Source organism: Allobosea sp. TBD101 (genome assembly GCF_059817965.1).
In genome coordinates this window covers 5,349,090-5,364,943 of record NZ_CM187543.1, presented here as the reverse complement: position 1 = coordinate 5,364,943, position 15,854 = coordinate 5,349,090, and the positions used below count along the sequence as shown (strand labels likewise).

The following is a 15,854-nucleotide window of genomic DNA, read 5'->3' as shown; positions in this document are numbered from 1 at the left end:
AAACTCTGGGCCGGTCAAGGAGCCAGGGCACGACTCCTGACATGATCCGTCTTATGGTTAACGGGAATCCGCGTACGCTATACCCGATCGATCAGCCGATGAAAGCAACCGCCTTGATCGCCTTCCACCCCCATGTGCCACGTTTCCTGTCGAAGCTGATGGCCGCGAGACCTTCCACTTTGCTCCCATCAGAAATGCCGGCGGATGCGACCAAGTCCGGGGGGATGAAGATGCCCGAGGCGGTGAAGCCCAGCCCGTTTCGGACATCTACTTCCTCATGGAAAGGCCTGCACAAGTCCTTGGCAGGACGGTCGGTCGAGGGTGCGATCGAGATGGCGCGAAAGCGTTGGCCACCGCTGCTGTGATGTCGGGACATCCGAACGGAGATCGCATCACCGGGGGCGACCGGTGGGAAATCCTTCAGGGGCCAAGTGCCGTCGACGCCCTTCGCGACGATGAAATGCAACAACGCCTTCCCATGATTGACGTGGTCGACCACCCCGCATGTCTCGGTGAGGACGTCATCGGCAATTCCATTATCGCGAGACCGAATGCGGTAAACCGTGAAGCGCCACGGCTCCTCGGACGACACCTCCATCTGAAGGCTAATGGGTTCGCCCACGCGCTTGTCGAGGACGCCGGCGTGCGAAGCGGCGACGCTGATCTCGATGGGGTAATCAGCGTCCTTGACGAAGATCCGACGCCGCTTCCGAGGTCTCTGACCATCGGGTCGTTCGATGACGAACTCATCGCCGAGCGACGCATCGATCCACGGTAGGCCATGAAACAGCAGTTCCTCGGCCTGCGCCTTGAGCCGATCGTAGAAAGACCTCCCGGTCGGCGCGGCCTCGACCTGTCGGAACCAAGCGCTTTGGACGAGTTGATCGGCCTCCGGTGGGATACGATTTCCCGCTTGCTGCTTGTACCTGATGACCCGCTCGACCTCGGACCTGGCCTGGGCGGGATGATCGGCCGCCAGCAGGCTCGCGAACTTGAGACGAACCTTGCTGAGGAAGGCATCCTCCTCCGAGCAGGACAAAGCCTTGGCGTAGCACGACAGACGGACCGCCGGATCGGCTTCGAGATCGCCGAGGAATTCCCAGGCCCAATACTCTCCGGCCTTCTTTCGCGCGAACTCGATCGCAAGCTGCCGGGCATCCTCAACGCGGCCCAAGCCGCGCAGGAGCTTGGCCATGTTCAGCTGGAGCCAGACGTTAGCGGGAAACCGCCCTAGAGCGTGTTCCACGTAAGGCAGGATGAACAGCATCTCGTCGGGGCGTTCGCCCTCCGAGGCCTCCTTCGAGGCTCTCTGGATCACCAGCTCGACCAGCGAGGGGAAGACCTTGCCATCTTCCGCGGAGAATTCCTCGTAGTCCTCGGGTCGGAACCGATCGAGACCCCATTGTCGGGCGAATGCGACAAGCCGCACATGGTCGGAGAGGGACAGTCGATGCGCATGCTGGAGCATGCAACTGTGAAGCAGGCTCGGGCCAGGGAGTTCGAGCTTGAGATAGCTGTTCAGGTGACGACGCAGCGTGTTGACGGTCGCCGGGGGAAGATCCGCCTTTCCGCTCGCCTGCAAGACCGACTTGATGGCGTGGAACAGTTCCCAGCCGAACGATGGCCGATCGTCGTCCCTGAGCTTGCCGTCCGCTTGCAGCGTCGCGAAGGCCAGGACGGCTTCCGCATGCCGGCCTTCCTTGCCGAGCCTCTTGGCTTCCATGACGGCTCGCCGATCTTCGTCGGTCAGACCCAGCGCCCGCTCCTTGTGCTCGGCGAGCAACGCGTTCCCTTCCGCCACCGGGAATAGGGCAAGCTCACCGACATATCGGTCCCGGAGGCTCGTCTCCCTGTCGGAGGCGTGGCGCTTGACGAGATCGATCAGGCACCAGCCGTAGGCGTCCCGGACCCATTTGTCCGCGTCTCCGGCGGCGATGAGATCGAGAGCTAGCTGATATGCCTCGTCGAGCTTCCCGTCCTTGCGCAGAGCGGTGATCCGCTGGCTGGGCCTGTCGGCCGACACCGAAGCCCGGCGGGATCGCGTGTCGATCAGGACGCTCAAGGGAGGATCTCCGCTGTCAGGATCTCGACCACCTCGGGGACCAGCCGTGCCGGTCCGGTTCCAAGCTTCAGCGGCATGCAGCTCTTCCAGCGGTTCCTGCCATCGTAGAAGATATCCACGACGGCGATGTCCCCTTCGCGGGCGAAGGTATATCGCTGACACCACTGACGTTCCTCCAGGGACGCCACGCGGATGCTCCTGGCCTCAAGTAGGGGGAGCAGTCGGTCGTGGAATTCCCCTAGGAACCCGGCGGTCGCCTTCGCGGCTGGAGGCGGCGTCGTTCCGTTGGACGTCGGCAGGATCGCGATCGCGCTCTGCCCGACCAGCGGGGCGAGCAAACCGCGTATCTCCTCGCCGAAGGGGCCGATCGGCTGCGGCGTGACCGAGCCGATCCTGAACCTGCCGTTGTAGCTGATGTTGACCCGGCACGTTTCGATGCCTCGGCTCAGATAGTAGGCCTCCTGGTATTGGTGATGCGCGACGTCGTCGATCCGGATCTGCGACCCCTCCAGGAGCGTCTCTACCCTTGCCAGAAGGCCCGAGCGGAAGGTCTCCTGCGGCGACGCTGTTCCGCTGACGGGGGCGGCCGCGGCGGGCGAGCCGGCGTCCTGGGGAACAGGGGCGCCCTCCGCGTCGCCGGACCACCAATCCATGCCGACCACGGGGATACGGATCTCCGGCGGGTTGATGAGAAACAGCTTGTCGCTCGACCGCGTCATCGCCGTGTAGAGCCAACGGAAGTAGTCGGCGGTGCGGGGATTCTGTCCCGTCCGGCATGAAACGAAGACGTCCTTCCACTCGCCGCCCTGCGCCTTGTGGCAGGTCACCGCGTAACCGAACCGGGTCCTAAGGGCGTGGAAGTAGGGATCGTGACGCAGGACGCGACCCAGTTGATCGCGGTTCTCCCTCCGATTGAGATCGGGATGGCGCTTGAGGAAGTCGACATAGAGCGCGCGCTGTTGAAGGGACGAAAGCCCGGACCGGTTTCCATGCAGGAGGTCGTCCAGCAGCTTCAACCTGACCAAGGAAACGGCGCTGTCCGGGGACGGCAACCGGATCTCAACGTCCCGGAAGCTAAGCGCGACCTCAACCTCCTCCATGACGCCCGTCTCGGCATCGCGATGCTTGAGCCTGACCACCCGCCGCTCGACCATCGTCTCCACGCCCGAGACCTGGATGAATTCGCCATTGGCCACGAATTGATTTCCCACCATCGTGTTGGCCGTGACGAGGAGGACGTCGCCTGCCGTGACGAAGGCCTTGCCGGGAAAGAGGCGGCTCCTGATGCCTCGGTTGACCTCCGCTGCCTCCACGTTGGAGTAGGTGATGACGATCGGCTGGCGCTCTCCCTCCCTGGCCTCCATGTAGCGATGCACGAGATCGTCGGCGTTGAGCCGGGAGACATTGTCGCCGAAGTCGAAGCCGATGGCCCCGAACCTGGCCTTCTCCAATCCCTCGCGCAGCGGCATGACGTTTCGGATCACGCCGCTGTCCGCCTTCTGGCGCACGATCTCCTTCAGATCGTAGGAAGCGGGCTTCAGACGATGGTGCTCGCGCAGGTAGCCGGCGTCGAGCGCCGGCGAATGCGACATGCCGACCGGTGGCAGCTGCGCCGGATCGCCCACGAAGATGATCTTCCGATCGCTCGGTCCATTGGCGAGGTCGACGTAGGTCAGGAGATCCTGCAGGAGGTATCCCGTGCCGGATTGGAAGAATTCGCTTTCGGCGTAGACGTCGGACAGGAGCGAGGCCTCGTCGACGATGTAGACGGTGTTGGCCTGGTCGGCATTCGTGCGGATCGACGCCTGGACCTTGAAGGTCTCCGCTCCCTCGGGGTCGTCGCCATGGCGCCGCTCGGCGATGTCCCCATAGCCATAGATGAAGCCGTGCAAGGTCCGCGCTTCCCGCCTGGTCTTTTCGTGGATCACCTTGGCGGCTCGCCCCGTCGGCGCCAGCAGCTGGAACGAGCGTCCCTGCGCCGAGAGAAACTCGGTGATTCCCTTGATGAGGAAGGTCTTACCCGTTCCGGCATACCCCCTCAGCAGGAAGACGCGCTGATCGGTCCGCTCAAGGAACTGCGACAGGGCGGCCAGGCAGTTGCCTTGATCCTCGTTCAACGGTTCGGAGAATGCGTCCCTTAGCGTGATCCGAGTGCGCAGCGCGCGTGCGGCCGGCTCGATCTGGGCCATGGCCTTCGCGGCCGCTTCCCGCATCCGAAGCACGCGGTCCGCCGGGAATTGCAGAATGGTTCCGGGCGAGCCGACGGGCGTAGGCAGGATCGCAGGCGGATCTTCATGGATCGCCGGCGAAGAGACCGATGCGGCGGCCTTCGCCGCCCTCGGCTGCGGTGTCACCCACTCGATGTCGGGGCGCATGAAGCGGCAGAACCAGCAGGCAAGCGACCAGGCGTCGTCGAGGAGGCTGGTCGACTGCTCGATCGCCACCCGGCCGTTGTGAGCGGCCTTGTTTCCGAGCTTGCGGATGGTGTGAAGCTTGGCAAGGAGCCGCGCATCCAGCATGCCTCCCTTTTCCAACTGCACCAGCCGATCGAAATGCGTGTCGTTCTCAACCCGCTCCAGCGCGAAGTGGGCGAGCAGATGCACGACCATGATTTCCGCGAACCCCCGCAGTCGGATCGCGGCAAGGTCGGGCTGGACGGCGACCGTCTCTTCAGCACTCCGTCCAGCTTCGTGGAGATCCGGCCACAAGCCTTCCAGGAACCGGAAGCTGTTCTGGTCGATTGGCGGCTCCACGATGCCTCTGCCTTAAAAAAAATCGAATCCTCAACCCCGATTCTAGGCTGACAACCGATGACGGACAAACCTCTGATTTCAACGTGGGTTCTGGGATCAGCGTCGCGTCCGCGCGATCAGTCGTCTACTTGTGCCTCGACGATAGTGTCGGCTGCCCTATCGTACACGACCTCGAACGTCCCGCGGCGATCCGTAATGCGACGACTCGGCGGGCCTTTCGCGACAAGCCGGGGATAGCCGGATCGATGATCGTCGCACTTAACTGCGAGCCATCCTGACTGGCCGAGGGTCGACCTCAAGCGGCCCTGCATCCCGCAATCGTCGCAGGTGCATTCGGACCGCATCTCCGCGAGCAGGATCGCTCGATCGATCGCGGCTTGGGTCTCCGGCCCGACAGGCGCGATGATGTCGAAGCGGAGTTCCGCATATTTCTCCTTGATGTCGATGATCGAGATCTTGGTCGGCACCGGCTCGCTGGCGAGCGCCTCGGCGATGCGGTCGAACAAGCGGGACAAGACGTCGGCCCAGCCGTCGCCGACAGCCATGTGGATGTGAGAGCCGGCGATCCAGTCGGAATGCTGGGCATAGATCTGGGCCTGCCAGTCGGCAGGCGTCTTCGGGCGCGACATGGGCGCCTCCGTAAAACGGGATCGCCGGCGGAATGCCGTGACGATCGGAAATGCGGGAGTGTGCGAGGGCGCGCCGCCAAGCGCGATGTAAGCCCGCTATTCGAAGCTGTTTGCTTTTAAACGCAACGGCACCGCATCCGTCAGGGTGCGATTGCGTTGACGGCCCGGACAGGATCTGAGACGGGCTCATTTGCAAACGGCTATCTCAACGACACCCCTCAGGCAACGCATTTCAGAGCCAGACAGTGCGGTTCGCTAGCTGGCGTAGCCTGAAATTATTTCTACATTAAAGCGGTTTGCTCGATTCGCCGGTGGGACGTTGGGGTTCATCCGCTCCTGCCACTCTGCTCCAGGCCATGGTGGGCACTTGCATTTGAGGTAGCACGATGCTACCTGATGGAGGCTGAATGACGCCGGCGAATTCGCTTGCCCAAATCAGACAGTTGGCTGCCTCAGAAGATAGATGCATCATCTATACGCCGGTTCTCGACGAGCTCCGTGCTCGGCAGATGGATACCGATGATCTGCTTGAGATCATAGCGAGCGAGATCGGTGAAGGGCATTGCTTTAAGGTTGAGCCGACCGCCAAGTACTACCCAGGGACGACTTCAGATTATTATTCGATTTGGATCGATGTCTGCGGGTGCCACATGTTCTTAAAGCTTCTGGTCGCATCCCAAGGGGGTGTCGACAAGCTTGTAATTACGTCGTTTAAAAGGGACGATCGGCATGTCTGACCAATGTTTCGCTTGTGGCGAAATGGCCGTCGAACGGCGCGTCGAAGATTTGCTTGTCCACCACGACGGAAAATCCGTGACCATCTCCGATGAGCGGATGGTTTGCTCCGCTTGCGGTGAAGTCAGTTACGCTGGCCCTCAGATTTCGAAGCATGAACTCGCGATTGCCGCGGCGATCCGTCAGATGGACGGCCTGCTTTCCGCGGAGGAGCTTCGTAGGATCAGGGCCAAGTACAAACTCTTGCAGAGCGATATGGAGCAGATCCTCTCGACAGGGCCAAAGACGTGGACCCGTTGGGAGCGTGGAAAGGTTCCGCAGAGCAAGCCCACGGATAAGCTTCTTCGGATGATGGCCGATGATCCCGATCTCGCCCATCGTCTGATGGTGCAAGCCGGCGTCGTCAATGCCGATGCGGAAGCCGAATTTCAACGGATCGAGAGGGACGCCAAGGTTTTGGCACGCGCGAGGATCCGAGCCGAAACGAGCTTGCCATCGTTCTCCGATATGGATCGATACGTCGAGCAAGTCATCGAAGCGAGCGCAATGATGCGCGATGCCCGCCGCGAAGTTGTGGCGCAAGGGGAGGCGGCATGACTGACAAGCCTACTCGGACGACGGATGGCGCCCAGGTCTTTCATATGGTTCCGGCTCGAAAGCGGACGGCCGAAGAACAGCGCATGCAGGAGTACGAGCTCAAGATCGCGGAGCATTTCCGCGCCCAGAACGAGATCTTGCACGCGAACAACAAGGAACAGGGCGAGCGCATCCAGCGCCTGACCATTGGAGTGGAGCGGCTGGTCGCTGAAATGCATGGCGTCCGCACCGGAACGCAGGAGCAAGCCTTTGCGCGTGTAGGTGGGATGAACTGCGATCCCGATCTCCCGACGGTCGGGGCGGAAGCTGCCCTGTTCTATACCCATACCGCCAAGCAGATTGGGATCGAGCTCGGATTCCATTCCTCTCAGATTGGGATGCTTCTCGGCCCGCAAGGCCTAAAATGGGCCGGCAACGGCGACTACCAGGAGATTGGAAGGGTGACCTCGCCAGGGCAGACCAAGTTCTGGCACAAGGACGTCCCTGCACAGCTGCGTCGGATCCTGGATGAGGGCATGCCGGAAAAGCACGGCATCACCCACGGCGCTGTCGTCGCCATCTTCAGGAAGTGGGCTCGTAGGAAGGCTGCCGAACAGCTGTTCGCTGACATGGAGACTTCCAGCCCACACTAAGGCGATGTGCACGTCGGCTACCGGGGCACCTCGGCTAGATCTACGAAGTCGCTCCTATCGCCTTGACGGCTCATGGTCAGGAATTTCCAGCTGGTCGGATCAGCGCCGTGCAAGCCGAACGGGAATACTCCCGGATGTCGCTTGATCTCATCAAGACGCAATCCATGTTCGGCCTTGAAGATCATGGCTCGGATCAGGATCTCCACGACGGGCGGCTCGGTGATGGCGGCAGGCGGGGCAAGCCGATACTGACCCGGTTGAGCGGTCTCCAACAGTACTCCCCATTTGGCCATCGAACGAACCACTCGCTGGACCGCGCGCGGAATGCCCGTGCGATCGCCCCACGACGGGGTCGTCCTGCGGACCGCCTGGCTTACGGACACCTCTTCGTTCAAGCGCCCCAGCTTTCCGATGGTGTCGGCCAGGTCACCGAAGAACGGGTAGGCAGCCAGCATCATCGCCCAATGCAGCGCCAACCGCCCGCGGTCGTCAGCGTCGGCGAAGAGAGCCAGTGCATCGCTCCTCAGAGCGGTCAGCCGGGTCGGTGGGACCAACCAGATCCTGTTTAGGACCGTCGCCGTCTTCCCTCTGGCGCTATTCAGCTTGGAGCCCTCGACCTCGCCATCCAGGACCTCCCAGACACATGCCCTGGCGGAGCTCGGCGAGGGGTGGCCGAGTGCACAGATGGCCGTTGCGTCGAGCCAGCGCCGCTCGACCTGTCGATCAAAGCCTATCGTCTTCCTGGATTCGCTCATTTCTTCAGTATGAACTCAACCAGCGGAACGAGCACCTCTTCGATGCTGATCCCACCGTGCGAAACCACCGTGGCTCCACGCGATGAGAAAGATTTCCGAGCGGGCGCGATCAGCGGCAGGAAGTCGGGCGGGAGGCCCCCGGAGTCCCACGGGATCGAACCTGGACTGCCAGAGGCTATGCGGGTTCGCAAGTTCGTGTCGTTGAAGACCAGCGCGCGCTCGCCGCGTGTTTCTGCCAAGACCCCCGTATCGGGCCTGCCGATTCCAATCGTCTCCACGTTTCCGTGGTCCGCCGTCATCACGACATCGAAGCCAGCTTGCTTCAACGTCTGAATGCATCTCCAGAACGTGCCTCGCTGGGCCCATATGTCGACGTCTCGATGAAGTTGGGACGTCCCGAGTACCGCGCCGTGCGTCATCTCATCGACGGTGGTCAGGACCACGCCCACCGCCCGACAGAACGGTTTGGACGCCTCAGCTTCAAGTGCATCGATGAAATCGTCGTCGCCGATGTTGGCCGACTGCTTGACGAAGGCTACCTGGCTTGCAGCGAGACCGTTGTTTTCCCAGAAGCGACGCCAGAGCTTGGCCTCGGAAGCCGTGTTGCTGATGCTTGCGGAAAAGCGCGCGGGGACTTCGCCGGCGAAGATTGACTGTCGTGAGACCGACGTAAGTGTCGGAACCCAAGCGAAGCACGCATGCTCATCGGGATGCTCCATTCCAACGGGCATATGCCGCTTCAACACCAGCCATTGGTCCAGGGATAGCCCGTCGACGACGACTATGGCGACGCGGTTGCTCTCCCCGGCGAGAGAACGGCGATGGGCAAGGTACCGCGCGATCTGGTGAACCATTACCGGGCGTGGAAGATGAAGGCGGCTCTGAAGGACTGAGTATCGAGAGAGCATCCATCGGTCGAAGCGGTCATCTACCGTCCGTTGCAACTGCGACCGCTCATTGTCCTCTGCCTCGGCTAGCCGCCCGCTCGTAGCAGCCCAGAGCGTGGTAAGCTCAGCCCACCTGCGGGCGAACACCGCCCATTCGGAATGGTCGGCATGATCGTCAGGGACGTGGTCGGCAATTCTTGGCTGAAGACCGCGGACGCGAGCCAGCGCGTCATCACCGTCCGTCCCCCGTATGCCCACTCGCGTCCAGGAGTGGCGAAGCGCGGACTGCGCTATGAGGTCGGTGCGCTCAAGGAGGCCGTCCGCGAACATGGTGTCGAGATAGGCACGCACGTCGCTATCGCCGAAAGGGAGATCCCTTGGCCCTTCGATGACGAAAGCAGACGGGACGGCAACCGACAAGCCAGCCTCTTTAGCCACGAAATCGGGCCAGCGCTCCTGGATGAACAGTAGGAAATCGGCACGGCTTTGGACGAGGCGCTCCAGAGGCCAGGCATGCCAGCGGCCGCTCCTTCGGAGCTGCCACACCAACCGAAGTTCAACGTCGTCAGGAATGCGGTCGTCCCGATAATGCTTACGCAAGAGGATACGCAGCAGGTCCGCCGGTTTCCCGATCGCATCGACGTCAATCTGAAAGACGTGCTGGAGGATGAAATCGCGGGTTGCCGCGTCCCCAAGAGGCTGGGCTTCGATCCGCCCCGCAGCGTCATGGAGCGCCTCAACCGATGCAACGTCGAGCCCCGCAAGTGCCCCGGGCGCCAACTTCGGCAGCAGGCCGGCGATGCTGAAATGAAAGATGCGCGCATCGAGCTCCGCCCACGCGACCAGGTCGAAGGGCAATGATGAGGCCTCCGGACTTGCCGTACGGATGACCACGGATGGGCCAGCGCCGGTCGATTCCCACCGCGGCCGGATCTCGGTCTCGAACACCATCCGAAACGCGATCGGGTCTTCGATCGTCAGCAGGTCAAACCCTGCGGCCCGAAGTCGTGCCGAGATTGCTTCATCGGCAAGCAACGCGTTCGGATCGGATACGAGCGTCAGTCGGCATGCCTGCGCAATCTCTGGCGTGAAGCGAGCCAGCAGCCTGTCGCGCCAACTGGCGGATGCACGATCTATCAAGATGCGGCTCCGGCCTGGTCCAGTTGCAGCATCACGACGGCGGCCAGTTCGGGCGTGGCCAACGCCTTTTCTTGCAAGCTTCGGGCCCAGGTCATTTCCTCGTCGTCGAGCATCCTCAAGCGGTGAGCCTTCACGGTCGCTAGGCCTATGCGATCAACAACGCGCCTTCTTGCCGCGAACGCCTTCGCGCCTTTGGCACGTTCGGCAGCGATCAAGATCTCGTTTCGCGTGGATAGGGTTTCGAACGCGGCGGCGCCCAGTTGCTCCGCGATCTTGCGTGACTTTTCGTATGCCTCGATAGCGTCTTCGCCCGTGCTCACGCCGAGGCGGGCGAACGCGGGTGCAGAGGCAACGACGTGGTCCCATACCAACCTTCCCGTCGCGGCATAGGTCTTGCCGTCGTTAGAGACGAATACCGAGAGGAAAGTCTGCTTTCGGCCACTGAGCGAACCAAGAGAAATCCGCCAGAGCGACCACACGCCAGACGTACGCCCGGGCATCTCCGGAACGCAGACGGTTGGAACGGGCTGCCCGGGAGCATGGACCGGAAGGCTGGCCACCATCGTCCTAAGTCGCTTGTCACCAAGGGTAAGGAGAGTGGCCGTCTCGGCCATGACATCCGATCGCCTGAACACGGCGAATGGAACCGTGTAACCGTCCTCCCAGCGAAGGCGGAAGCCGCCTGGACAGATCGATGCCTCGGCGCCAAGGCTTGCTCGGGACGAGAGGTACGACACCGTCATGCGCTCCGTCCAAAACGGCATCTGGTGCTCGACGATGCGTCGCGCCTCTGTCGCGTCGAGGTCTGCGGGATCGGCCAGCGTCGACATGAGCGACCTGCTCTCGGATGCACGTCCTCGGATCTCGTCGACCAATTCCTCCGCGCGGCGTTCAGCGGCGAAGGGGTCTACGATGGCCTGTGCAAACAGTGCCTCGAAGGATACCCCACCCTCTTCGGAATCTAGGACGTCGGCCAGCTTGTCGACACCGAACTCGGTCAGGATGGTTTGGAGCTTCTCGGTCAGCACCTCCTGGATGCGAAGTTCGACCGATTCCTGAAGCGCGAAGTTCAGCGCTCGAACGATGTTTCGCTGACCGATGCGATCGACGCGTCCGATGCGCTGTTCGAGTTTCATCGGGTTCCACGGCAGATCGTAGTTGACGATGACATGGCAGAATTGAAGGTTGAGGCCTTCGCCGCCGGCATCGGTCGAGATCAAGATCTGAGCGCCTTCCGCGAAACGCTTCTGAACCTCGCGTCGCTGTTCCAGATCCATCGAGCCGTTCAACACGACAACATCGTAGCCACGTTGCCCGAGGAAGTCGGCAAGCATGGCCTGTGTCGGAACGAACTCGGTGAAGACGAGGAATTTCGTATCGGGATCGCTGCTATCGCGCTTGAGCTCGTCGATCTTCGCGAGAAGCGCCTCCGCCTTGATGTCGGGACCCGACGCCTCGCAGCGACGAGCCGCGGAAAGCAGCAATTCAACCTCTTGCCGCTCGTTCTTCAAACCCTTCAGCCGCGCCTTTAGGATAGCGTCGAGCTGGCTCGGGTCATCGGAACTCGACCAATCGTTCTCGATGTCCTCCGGGAACAGCGCAAGTTGGCCCTCGGGCTGGTCCAGCGCCTCCAGACGACGTTCCAGCGCAGACCTGATGGCGGCCGTACTGGATGTCACCAGACGCTGCATCAGGATCATAAGGAAACCGACCGCCGTTTGCTTGTCCTTCAACGCCTTGTTGTAGCCGTCCCGAACGTAGCCCGTAACGGCCTCGTAGAGGGCTCTATGCTGGCCCCGGCGGTCATCCCATTGGATCTGAACGATTTGCGTGAAACGCGGCTTGAAGAGCGGATTACCCTCAGCATCCACCGCATGACGCTTTTCCGTTCGGATGACGTAGGGCGCCACTAACTCGCGCGTGATGGGTTCGTCGTCCGCAAGCGCGTCGGCGTCGAGAAAGCCGATCAGCCGCCGGAACGCGTCCGTCTTGCCCTGATGGGGCGTCGCCGAAAGGAGCAAGAGATAGGGCGCGCTCTGAGCCAACGCCTCGCCGAGCTTGAAGCGGGCGACCTGGTCGCTGCTGCCGCCCAGTCGATGGGCCTCGTCGACGACTACGAGATCCCAACCTGCGGATACGACATCCTCGAAGCGCTCGCGATTGTATCGGTCCAGCTGATCGGGCGACCACCCCCTTCGGCTATCTACCGGCTTGACGCTGTCCAAGGTACAGATGACTTGGTCATTCAGACGCCAGAGATTTTCTTCGTCCCCGGAGCCGGTCAGTTGGCGCATGGCGGGGAATGCGCCGGGCGCGACGAAGCGGAAATCCTCGTCGAAGTGCGTGCGCATCTCGGACGCCCACTGAAGCGCCAGCCCCGCCGGAGCCACTACGAGGACACGCTTCACCAATCCCCGGATCTTCAACTCGCGGATTATGAGGCCCGCCTCGATCGTCTTCCCCAGCCCCACCTCATCTGCAAGCAGGTACCGAATACGATCTCCTGAGATCGCACGCTGAAGCGCACGGATCTGGTGTGGAAGCGGTGTGACCTTTCCTTCGAGCGGTGCGATCAACGTGTCCGTTTCGAGCGCGTCCGCGATCTTCGCCGCGGCGCCCGCGAAAGCGAGCCGATCAAGGAAGCCCTCCTCCTCGAAATCGAGGGCTTGCAGACGATCGGCTCGAACGCGTGCGCTACCTCCCCGGCGCGGAAGCCAAACCAGGCATGTCGGGCGTCCCCACAACGTCTCCGTCTCGATGACACGGCATGGCTCGCCGTGGTCGAGGCTGCGCCACCACTCACCGGGCTTCATGTCGGATCAATCGTCTCCCAAGCGCAAGGTCGCGACGTCGAGATACATCAGCAGCTTGTCGTCTTCCTGGACAACGGATTCCGGCAGCTTTCCCGCCACCGCGACGATCGCCCGGTAGTCCTGAGCTGCGTAGGCGGCTCCGAAGCCGACGCGAACGGCCTCGGTCCGGAAGGTTTTCAGCTTACGATCCTTGGAGGTCTTGTAGAGCTCGAACTCCCGAAGGAGCTCCTTCTGCCTTACCTTCTCTATATCTTCCTGACGCTTCGGGTCGGGCACGTACCAGCGTCCTTTCGCCTTGGCGCGGATCTGGGGATCGTCCTTGGCCAGGTTTCGGAGATCCTTGTAGTTCGATGAGAGATAGCTGCGGATCTGCGCGGGGACATCTCCCTCCCCCTCGTATTCTAGGAAGCTCTGGCGAAGAAGGTCACGCAGCTCGATGGTTCGCTCGTGCGCCGCCCAGCTTTGGATCTCCTTCATAAACTGAGGCGTCAGATCCTGGAGGCTCCTCGGCTTCGAAGACAGCTCCTGGCGCAGCCACAGGATGGCGCTCGCCTCGTCGAAGACGAAGAGATCCAGCTGCTTAAGGGCTGTCGTGCCCATGCGTTTGGCTTCGTATTCGTTGACCTGCCGAGGAAGGAAGAACATCCCGTCGCGCTCCATGAAGCGCGCGCGCAGGCCGGAGTTAAACTCCGCGGTCGACAGCGGGATCGACAGGTGCCGCTGGACATGGAAGGCGACCAGGCGATCGTGCAGGAACTGCGCGGTTCGCTCGCCGATCACGTCGGCGGCTACCGACGTGCCGGTGAAGACCGGCAGGTGCGCAAGGTGCTCGCTGACGAATGCCCAGGCATCGTCCGGCGTAGAGGACCCCAGGGCGAACCGGGTGGTGAGATCGCTTGTCGGCTTGTACGCGGAGATCACCAGGTCCTGCTTCACCGCCGTGCTGGTGACCTGGTGGAATGAGCCCTGCTTCTTGTCGAGCGTCCGGACGTCCGCCACCACGAAGCCGGCTCGGCCGAGAGCTTCTTGGATAGCGCGCCATACCGCGTTCGACGAGTTGCTGAACACGACCGTCATCCACCGGCCGGGTTTAAGGACCCGATGATACTCCTCGAAGCAAGCTCGCATGAGCTCCTGGTAGGTCTCGGTTGTCTTCCCCTGAAAGTCGCTGACGATCGCCTCTCGACCATTGTTGGTGAAGACGCGGTGCCATGCTTCGATGATGAAATTCAGCTCCGAGTAAAACAGGTTCTCTCCGAACGGAGGGTCGGTGAAAATATAATCAATCGAATTATCTTCCAATCCAATCGAGCCGCAATCGCCTGTTGTCACGATCGACTGACCGCGGTTGAAATTCTGGATGCCACCGAATGCCGATTCGAGCCGGTCCGCCTTGCCCTCCAAAATATACCAAGGACTGCACTCCGCATGCTGGGAGAGTACTCGCAGTCGCCCAGACATAAACTGATTGACCTGAGAGAAGTGCGTCGGGGCGTAACGCGCCATCAGCGACATGCCCCATACCGCTTGCTCAACTAGGAACAGCAAGGCACGACGTACGTCGACGTCCTGCACCTCGGAAGTGCGCTCCCAAAACGCTGCCAGGGCTTGGCCCGAGCGTGCGAGGAAAAGGTGATGGATGTGGGTAAAAGCAGCGACACCTGATCGCCATTCGTCACCCCACCGCTCTTTACCTTCCGGGGCGTGCATCATGCGGTCTCGCGGCATACGCCGCGGCAGCGCCATCTCCTCGATCCGCGCAATCCGAGCCAAGTCGGCCTGATCCGGCTTCTTCTGGTAAGATTTCCCGTCTACGGAGTAGTCGATGATGATTGGGCGCCGGGTCGGGCCGCGAACCGCCGTGCCAGTGGCCTTGTCAAAGCTGCTTTGATACTTCCGCTCCAACGAGCGGCGCGTCAGCTGAACGCCACAGGATGGGCAGGCGAAAGTCTTGTTGACCGCCTTGGTCTTGTCGTCGAGTGCTTCCTCAAGGAAGACGACATCCGATGAGCACTCGGGACAGGCAAACACCTCGCTCCATACCGTGAAGTTGATTTCGCCCACGGTCTTGCCGTCCGTGTGCAGCGTCTCATACATCCAGCCGACTTCTCCACGGAGATCATGGAGCAGCCGGGCGGCGGCCTTGGCGAACACCCGAGGCGAGAACGGGCGATTGTAGTTTGAGGTGATGAAGGTCGCGACCGGACTTAGGTCGTTGAGGATCGCGCGGCGCGCGCCCCACTTCGGCGCATCGCGTCCGGCCTTCGCCCATTCTTGCTCCAGATCCATCCTGTAGGATTGGGGAGCTGCACCGCACCATTGCGCCGCGACCCCGGTCATGCCCGATCCGGAAAAGCCATCCAGTACGAGATCCCCGGGCTCCGTGTAGTTTAGGATCGAGGGGACGATCGCTAGGTGCGGCACCTTGGTATGGTACGAGTGGGCCCTGTAGAGGCTATCCGTCTTGCCGACGCTGACGTCCACGGCGAAGGGATCGCGCTCGTAGGAATCCCTTGGATCATAAGCGGTCCCATAGGCTTTCACGAACTCCTCCAGGAAGGGGTTCGGACAAGCCGTGTACCAGGGGGGATTCGACATGCGGATGATGTCTTCGTCCGATCCTTTCGGGAAGCCGGGCTGATCGCGAAAGCCAGGTTCACGAAGCTTCTGTCGAAGCACGTCCGAGAAATGGTCGCGGCAAGCGTCCGCGCTCGCGAACGTCATCCCCATGCACTCGAACCGAAAGCGCTCCAGCGACTTCTGCTCCACGGTCTTGCCCAGCATCCTGAGCTGACCGTCTCCATCCAGGAAGAGATCGGGATCGAGGGCCCGTGCACGCTTCGCCATGTCG

10 protein-coding genes are annotated in these 15,854 nt (G+C 61.8%); 3 read left to right on the top strand and 7 right to left on the bottom strand.

Annotated elements, in window-relative coordinates; genetic code table 11:
• Window positions 1-91: 91 nt before the first annotated feature.
• The 3 genes from AC6RIC_RS25960 to AC6RIC_RS25950 form a co-directional block, all read right to left on the bottom strand.
• Window positions 92-2,062 carry a tetratricopeptide repeat protein gene (locus AC6RIC_RS25960; RefSeq protein ID WP_499734532.1) on the bottom strand — a complete coding sequence of 657 codons (1,971 nt, stop codon included), beginning with the start codon at window positions 2,060-2,062 and terminating at the stop codon, window positions 92-94.
• On the bottom strand, window positions 2,059-4,815 hold the full coding sequence (locus AC6RIC_RS25955) for an ATP-dependent DNA helicase (RefSeq protein WP_499734531.1): 2,757 nt from the start codon (window positions 4,813-4,815) through the stop codon (window positions 2,059-2,061). Before AC6RIC_RS25955 ends, AC6RIC_RS25960 begins: the two co-directional genes overlap by 4 nt.
• Before the next feature lie 116 nt (window positions 4,816-4,931).
• Window positions 4,932-5,444, bottom strand: coding sequence for a hypothetical protein (locus AC6RIC_RS25950; RefSeq protein WP_499734530.1), 513 nt, complete (start codon window positions 5,442-5,444; stop codon window positions 4,932-4,934).
• Window positions 5,445-5,851: 407 nt separating this feature from the next.
• On the opposite strand from AC6RIC_RS25950, the gene AC6RIC_RS25945 reads away from it, so the two are divergent.
• Genes AC6RIC_RS25945 through AC6RIC_RS25935 form a run of 3 tightly spaced genes read left to right on the top strand, consistent with a single transcriptional unit; the run spans window position 5,852 to window position 7,408 of the window.
• A complete protein-coding gene (locus AC6RIC_RS25945) occupies window positions 5,852-6,181 on the top strand; it encodes a hypothetical protein (protein WP_499734529.1) in 330 nt (109 codons plus the stop codon).
• Window positions 6,174-6,776, top strand: a complete 603-nt coding sequence (locus tag AC6RIC_RS25940) for a type II TA system antitoxin MqsA family protein (protein WP_499734528.1) — start codon at window positions 6,174-6,176, stop codon at window positions 6,774-6,776. Before AC6RIC_RS25945 ends, AC6RIC_RS25940 begins: the two co-directional genes overlap by 8 nt.
• Entirely contained in the window at window positions 6,773-7,408 is a 636-nt protein-coding gene (locus tag AC6RIC_RS25935; protein WP_499734527.1) for a hypothetical protein, read from the top strand. The genes AC6RIC_RS25940 and AC6RIC_RS25935 overlap by 4 nt, the downstream gene beginning before the upstream one ends.
• 17 nt (window positions 7,409-7,425) lie before the next feature.
• Here AC6RIC_RS25935 and AC6RIC_RS25930 read toward each other — a convergent pair whose 3' ends face one another.
• From AC6RIC_RS25930 to AC6RIC_RS25915, 4 genes are read right to left on the bottom strand one after another with little or no spacing between them, the layout of a single operon-like run.
• Window positions 7,426-8,163 (bottom strand): hypothetical protein, encoded by a 738-nt coding sequence (locus AC6RIC_RS25930; RefSeq protein WP_499734526.1) that lies wholly within the window; start codon window positions 8,161-8,163, stop codon window positions 7,426-7,428.
• Complete coding sequence (gene pglZ, locus AC6RIC_RS25925) at window positions 8,160-10,190, bottom strand: BREX-3 system phosphatase PglZ (protein ID WP_499734525.1); 2,031 nt, start codon at window positions 10,188-10,190, stop codon at window positions 8,160-8,162. Before pglZ ends, AC6RIC_RS25930 begins: the two co-directional genes overlap by 4 nt.
• Window positions 10,187-13,003, bottom strand: coding sequence for a DEAD/DEAH box helicase (locus AC6RIC_RS25920; protein ID WP_499734524.1), 2,817 nt, complete (start codon window positions 13,001-13,003; stop codon window positions 10,187-10,189). Before AC6RIC_RS25920 ends, pglZ begins: the two co-directional genes overlap by 4 nt.
• Before the next feature lie 6 nt (window positions 13,004-13,009).
• The gene (locus AC6RIC_RS25915) at window positions 13,010-15,850 is read right to left on the bottom strand and encodes a DNA methyltransferase (RefSeq protein ID WP_499734523.1); all 2,841 of its coding nucleotides are present in this window, start codon (window positions 15,848-15,850) and stop codon (window positions 13,010-13,012) included.
• Window positions 15,851-15,854: the final 4 nt, after the last annotated feature.